At 39.3% G+C, this 6,645-nt stretch carries 6 protein-coding genes; 4 read left to right on the top strand and 2 right to left on the bottom strand.

Annotated elements, in window-relative coordinates; genetic code table 11:
• The first annotated feature begins 591 nt into the window (after window positions 1-591).
• From thrS to rplT, 4 genes are all read left to right on the top strand, one after another.
• Window positions 592-2,532, top strand: coding sequence for a threonine--tRNA ligase (thrS, locus tag FLJC2902T_RS11575; protein WP_023579978.1), 1,941 nt, complete (start codon window positions 592-594; stop codon window positions 2,530-2,532).
• Window positions 2,533-2,561: 29 nt separating this feature from the next.
• On the top strand, window positions 2,562-3,110 hold the full coding sequence (gene infC / locus FLJC2902T_RS11570; RefSeq protein ID WP_081712560.1) for a translation initiation factor IF-3: 549 nt from the start codon (window positions 2,562-2,564) through the stop codon (window positions 3,108-3,110).
• 116 nt (window positions 3,111-3,226) lie between these two features.
• Window positions 3,227-3,424, top strand: coding sequence for a 50S ribosomal protein L35 (gene rpmI / locus FLJC2902T_RS11565; RefSeq protein WP_035678477.1), 198 nt, complete (start codon window positions 3,227-3,229; stop codon window positions 3,422-3,424).
• Window positions 3,425-3,601: 177 nt separating this feature from the next.
• Window positions 3,602-3,946, top strand: coding sequence for a 50S ribosomal protein L20 (gene rplT / locus FLJC2902T_RS11560; RefSeq protein ID WP_023575105.1), 345 nt, complete (start codon window positions 3,602-3,604; stop codon window positions 3,944-3,946).
• A gap of 86 nt (window positions 3,947-4,032) precedes the next feature.
• Here rplT and FLJC2902T_RS11555 read toward each other — a convergent pair whose 3' ends face one another.
• The gene (locus FLJC2902T_RS11555; RefSeq protein ID WP_023579976.1) at window positions 4,033-5,265 is read right to left on the bottom strand and encodes a porin; all 1,233 of its coding nucleotides are present in this window, start codon (window positions 5,263-5,265) and stop codon (window positions 4,033-4,035) included.
• 38 nt (window positions 5,266-5,303) lie between these two features.
• On the bottom strand, window positions 5,304-6,644 hold the full coding sequence (locus FLJC2902T_RS11550; RefSeq protein ID WP_023579975.1) for an anaerobic C4-dicarboxylate transporter family protein: 1,341 nt from the start codon (window positions 6,642-6,644) through the stop codon (window positions 5,304-5,306).
• Between the last annotated feature and the right edge of the window lies 1 nt (window position 6,645).

Below are 6,645 nucleotides of genomic sequence, written 5' to 3'. Positions count from 1 at the left end.
TTTTTTATTCTTTTTTTCGAGGTTTTCCTTAACTTCCTGATAACCATTTCTTAAAGAAGGAAAGTTTTTTTTAAAAAAAAGGCGCTGAGGAACTGAGTGACTGAGGCGCTAAGGGAAAATCACAATTGACTATACAATATATAAAGGTGACGAGAGATTGAAGCGCTAAGACACTAAGGAAAATCACTGACAAAAACAAAGGTTCTAATGCACTAAGACACTAAGGGGCTGATGAAAATTACTCTTGGGCGCACTATATATAGTAGGCACTGTGGAAAATCATTATCGGCTACCTATAATATACGTATACAGAAACCCTAAAAAAGATAACTTCATAATTAAACTATAGTATTGGAATTACAGCAAACCGGACTGACCGCATAGTTCAAATGACTGCAGAAAAAACAACCACCACTCTCCCCTAGCCCCGATTGCAGTGGAAATCCCGCAGCGCAGCGGAGGAATTACAACGGAAAGCGGGAATATGGACCGCAAAAATGCCGGATCTTTCGCTTCAAAAAAATTATACCTTATATATATATTGTATGTCTTTTTATAAACGATTATATTTGCATCTTATAATTTATAAATATGATAAAGATTACTTTACCGGACGGTTCGGTTAAGGAGTTCGCACAAGGTGTGACTCCAATGGATGTTGCAAAAAGCATCAGTGAGGGTTTGGCCAGAAATGTTATTTCGGCGTCTTTTAATGGCACAACCATTGAAACCACCACCACGTTAACCACGGACGGCGCTCTTATATTATATACCTGGAACGATGCGGATGGCAAAAAAGCCTTTTGGCACTCGACTTCCCACGTGATGGCGCAAGCCTTAGAGGAAATGTATCCAGGAATTAAACTGACTATTGGTCCGGCAATCGATAACGGATTTTACTATGACGTGGATTTCGGGGATAAAAAAATAACGGATGCCGATTTTAAATCGGTTGAAGACCGCGTATTGGAAATTTCCAGAGAGAAACATGAATTCAAAATGCGTTCGGCTACAAAAGCGGAAGCATTGGAACTATATAAAGGTAACGAATACAAAACGGAACTGATCCAGAACCTGGAAGACGGAACGATTACTTTCTGTGATCATTCCACTTTTACCGATTTATGTCGCGGCGGTCACATTCCGAATACCGGAATCATCAAAGCGATGAAAATCTTATCGGTAGCCGGTGCCTACTGGAGAGGTGACGAGAAAAACAAACAGTTAACCCGTGTATACGGAATATCATTCCCGAAACAAAAGGACCTAACCGATTACCTTGAATTATTAGAAGAGGCGAAACGTCGTGACCACAGAAAATTAGGTAAAGAGTTGGATTTGTTCCATTTCTCTCCGAAAGTTGGGCAAGGTTTACCTTTATGGTTACCAAAAGGTGCTGCTTTACGTGATCGTTTGGAGCAATTCCTGAAAAAAGCACAAAAGAAAGCAGGTTACGAGCAAGTGGTTACGCCACACATCGGACAAAAAGAATTATACGTGACTTCCGGTCACTATGCAAAATACGGAGCAGACAGTTTTCAACCGATTAAAACTCCGGCTGAAGGAGAAGAGTTTTTATTAAAACCAATGAACTGCCCTCACCACTGTGAGATTTACAACGCGAGACCTTGGAGTTATAAAGACTTACCGAAACGTTATGCTGAATTCGGAACTGTTTACCGTTATGAGCAATCGGGTGAATTACACGGATTAACGCGTGTTAGAGGATTTACTCAGGATGATGCGCACATTTTCTGTACGCCGGATCAATTGGATGCAGAGTTTAAAAACGTAATTGACCTGGTATTGTATGTATTCGGTTCGTTAGGATTTGAAAACTTCACCGCTCAGGTTTCTGTGCGTGATTTGGACAATCCTGAAAAATACATCGGATCCGTTGAAAACTGGGAGAAAGCAGAACAAGCGATTATCAGCGCTGCAAGAGATAAAGGTCTGAATTATGTGATTGAAGCCGGTGAAGCCGCATTCTACGGTCCGAAACTGGATTTCATGGTAAAAGACGCTTTAGGGAGAAGCTGGCAGTTAGGAACAATCCAGGTAGATTACAACTTACCGGAGCGTTTTGAATTGTCATACAAAGGTTCGGATAACGAATTACACCGACCGGTAATGATTCACCGTGCGCCTTTCGGTTCAATGGAACGCTTTATCGCTATTCTACTGGAACATACAGGCGGAAACTTCCCACTTTGGCTGATGCCGGAGCAGGCTATTATCCTGTCTTTGAGCGAGAAATATGAAAATTATGCCAAAAAAGTTTCAGAATTGCTGGAAATTCACGAAATTCGCGCCCTAATTGACAACCGAAACGAGACAATTGGTAAAAAAATCAGGGAAGCTGAAGTACAAAAACTTCCGTTTATGCTGATTGTTGGTGAGGAAGAAGAAAAGAACGGAACAATTTCGGTTCGCCGTCACGGTGACGCCGGAAAGTCCAACGAAACGATGTCAGTTGAGCAATTTGCTTCTTTGGTGAAAGAAGAAATCAATAAAACATTAAAACAATTCTAAGTTTAACTTAAAATTTTAAAGCCATAGCAATAAGAAACAACAGAGGTTACCAGCCTCGAGTAGAAAAAAAGGATCCACACAGAATAAACAACCTTATTCGTGTACCTGAAGTACGTCTTGTGGGCGAAAATGTAGAACCGGGAGTTTTAAAAACTTCGGATGCTTTACGTTTAGCCGATCAACTGGAATTGGATTTGGTGGAGATTTCTCCAAATGCAGAACCGCCGGTTTGTAAAATCATGGACTATAAAAAGTTCCTTTACGAACAAAAAAGACGTGAAAAAGAGCTAAAAGCGAAGTCGACTCAGATTACCATTAAAGAAATTCGTTTCGGACCTCAGACAGATGAGCATGATTATGAATTCAAAAAGAAAAATGCGGAGAAATTCCTGAAAGAGGGTTCCAAATTAAAAGCTTTCGTATTCTTTAAAGGGCGTTCGATTATTTATAAAGAGCAGGGACAAATCTTATTGCTTCGTTTAGCACAAGATCTGGAAGATTACGGTAAAGTGGAAGCGATGCCGGTTCTTGAAGGTAAACGTATGATTATGTTTATCGCTCCGAAGAAAAAGAAATAAAATTAAGGCAAAAGTAAAAAGGCAAAAGGCAAAAGTTCAAAACTTATCCCTTACCCCTTATCTCTTTTAAACTTAAAAAAATAGTAAGTAAGATAAATCTAATACCTAGGAAGAAAATGCCTAAAATGAAAACTAAATCTAGCGCTAAGAAACGTTTCAAAGTTACTGGTTCTGGAAAAATCAAAAGAAAGCACGCTTTTAAAAGTCACATTTTGACTAAAAAATCTAAAAAGCGTAAATTAGCTTTAACTCACTCAACTTTGGTTCACCCAACAGATGAGAAGAGTATCAAACAACAATTAAGAATTATCTAATCGGCAATTTTTAATTGCCAATTAGTCATTAATCGACAATTTTCAATTGTCAATTAACCCTTAATCGCTGTCGGTTAAAACAATTTAATAACCCTGGAGTGGGCTGTTTTTAAATTTTAGAATTTAAAAATTAGAAGTACTGAGAAGTCGCCTTACTGCAAAAAACAATTTAAAATTATGCCAAGATCGGTAAATTCAGTTGCTAAAAGAGCAAGAAGAAAAAGAGTATTAAAACAAGCCAAAGGTTTCTTTGGAAGACGTAAAAACGTTTGGACAGTAGCGAAAAACGCGGTAGAAAAAGCAATGCAATATGCTTACCGTGGAAGAAAGCAAAAAAAGAGAAACTTCCGTGCATTATGGATCATGCGTATCAACGCTGGTGCACGTCTACACGGAATGAGTTATTCTCAATTCATGGGTAAAATCAAAGCTAACAACATCGAATTGAACCGTAAGGTTCTTGCCGATTTAGCAATGAACCACCCTGCAGCTTTCACAGCTATCGTGAATAAAGTGAAATAAGAAAAACGTTTGTTAAACATATTTATCTTACTTACTACAAAAACCCCGCCTAAAGCGGGGTTTTGTTTTTATCGTTTGTACTAAAACTATAATACCAAGAATGGAGCGATAATACCAAAACTCAAAAGTCCGGTGGTATAATCTTTTACACCATATGTCGTTTCAGCATTACCTTCATAATCATATTTTCTATATATATATGACAGATAAAACTTCATGTTGTACTCTTTAAATGGAAAATATTGAACAGTCGGAATCAAACCATAACTTACTGACAACAAATCATCCGCTCCCGGATCAGGATTATCTTTCCAATAATGGTTACTATGCATAGCTGTCATAAGCAAATTTACTTTAGGGGTAACAAAGTACTCAGCCCGTACCCAGTTTTCCACATATAAGGCATCTCTAACGGCAATAGGATTAAGACCATCTTCAACTAGTTGTGTACTTACTATACTAGATACAATACTTGTTCTATCCAACCCTTCATCACTGTAATGAAAATCATAGTATAAAACAAATTTGTCACTAAACTTAAACTTATTCCCCAACACTATATAATTCATATGGGCGCCGACCGCTTCATTGAAGTAACTATAACTGTAAGTGGTTTCGAATTTTCCATTGAAAAAACTCCCTCTCCAGTTCCCTACGAAAGCCAAAGGATATTCAGAAGCTTCCAAACCTGCTGGAGCTGATGTACCGTACACTTCTTCAAAAGTTTTGGTACGGGAATTCAACACCGAAAATGAAAAACTATGCTTCTTACTTTCAAGTGTATGTGCAGCGCTTGCCCCCACTAAATAATTATCAGCAAATTCAACGATATCATTATAAGCCAAAATATCGATTGGATTAAAGTCAAACTCATATCCACCCCAGTCGGCACACAATTTTCCAAATGAAAAGTTAGTCCGCGGTCCCAAATCTATGCGCGCAAATGCCATATCCGTTGCTTGGCTCATATGATCAATACTACCTATTTCTCCTTCTTTTGTGTATCGGTGTCTAAATCTGAAATAAACCTTTTCATGAATTTTGCCCTTAATTTCAAAACGAAGCTGATTTATATTAAAACTCGAGTAATCATGCCCCTCATCACCATCAGGCTGCAAAGAACTGTAGTGACTGTCATAGGCAAAACGAGAATTAAAAATCACATCAACATTCTTTAATAATGACTGCCTGTCAACGGGTATGATACTTGGTATGGAATCAACATACACATTTCCTTCCGTTGTTTGTTTTTCTATAACTTGTCCTCGCATAAAAAAGGAAGAGCTAAATATCAATACAATGAGTAATTTCTTCTTCATAGGTGTTAAAATTTAGGTTAACAGTACAATTAAAAGATTTACAATAAAAGTGCTCCCAGCAAAAAGCCAATGGCAATGGCTGCACCAATGGCTACCACCCCCGGGATCAGAAAACTGTGATTAATCACATACTTCCCAATTTTGGTACTACCGGTGCGGTCAAAATTAATTGCAGCTAACAGGGTAGGATAGCCCGGTAACACAAAATCACTGTTAACTGCAGGGAAGATCGCAATCAGGGCAGGATGCGCCACACCTAAAGTCATCCCTAATGGCATCATCGTTTTTGTGGTTGCTGCCTGACTGAACATCAAAACGCCCATGATAAAAACAGCAACAGCAAAAGTCCAAGGATATTCAGTCACCGCTTCGCCCAATACCTCCGAAATAAGTGCCTGATTGTGATTCATAAAAGTAAAACTCATCCAAACCACACCAAAAACCGACACTACTGCAGAGGCCATGGCCGTAAACAAACTTGCTTTGGTCACTTCAGCCGTACTTGTTTTGGTAAGCAACATCATTGCCGCCGAAGCCGTTAAAGTAACCACACCGATAATCGTCACCATCGTTAGAGAACCATCTTTGGCTACAGCCAGTGAAGCTGCCCCAGGACTGAAACGAGGCAGTAAATCAGGAAAAGCTCCCGCAATCACTATCATCAAAATGGCTATTCCGAAAATTACAACCGATTTTTTAGCGCCCGGTTTCAACGGAGTTCCTGAAGCTTCGGTTTCGGTGTCCATGCTTTTAGCAAACTCAGGGTCTTTCATTTTCTCAATAAAAATGGGATCGTCATTCAATTCTTTTCCACTTTTGAACACGGAAAAACAACCTATGAGCAACCCTATTATACAGGACGGAATACATATCATCATGATATCTACCAATGCTCCCGGATACGCCAGCACAACCACAAACGCCGCTGTGGCTGCACTCATAGGGCTGCCGGTCAAAGCCAAATGAGAAGCAATCACCGAAATACTCAAAGGACGCTCGGGACGTATTCGTTTCTTAGCTGCAACTTCAGCAATGATAGGCAATAAGGAATATACAATATGTGCCGTTCCGGCAAACAAGCATAAAAAATATACCGTAAACGGTGCGATAAATGTAATGTTTGAAGGATTTTTTCGGATGATCTTTTCAGCTAAATTCACCAGATAATCCAATCCACCGGAAGCCTGAAGGGTTGCCGCCGTGGTTACAATCGCCATGATAATCAACATTACATCGATGGGAGGATCGGTCGGTTTCATCTGGAATACGAAAATAAAAATCAGCAAACCTACCATTCCCATAACCCCCAAACCGATACCTTTCATTTGTGACCCCACCAGGATCATCCCTAAAAGAACTGCAATTTCTAACCAAAACATA

The sequence above is a fragment of the Flavobacterium limnosediminis JC2902 genome, from assembly GCF_000498535.1.
In the GTDB taxonomy this organism is placed as follows: domain Bacteria; phylum Bacteroidota; class Bacteroidia; order Flavobacteriales; family Flavobacteriaceae; genus Flavobacterium; species Flavobacterium limnosediminis.
This window is presented reverse-complemented; position numbering and strand designations above follow the sequence as displayed.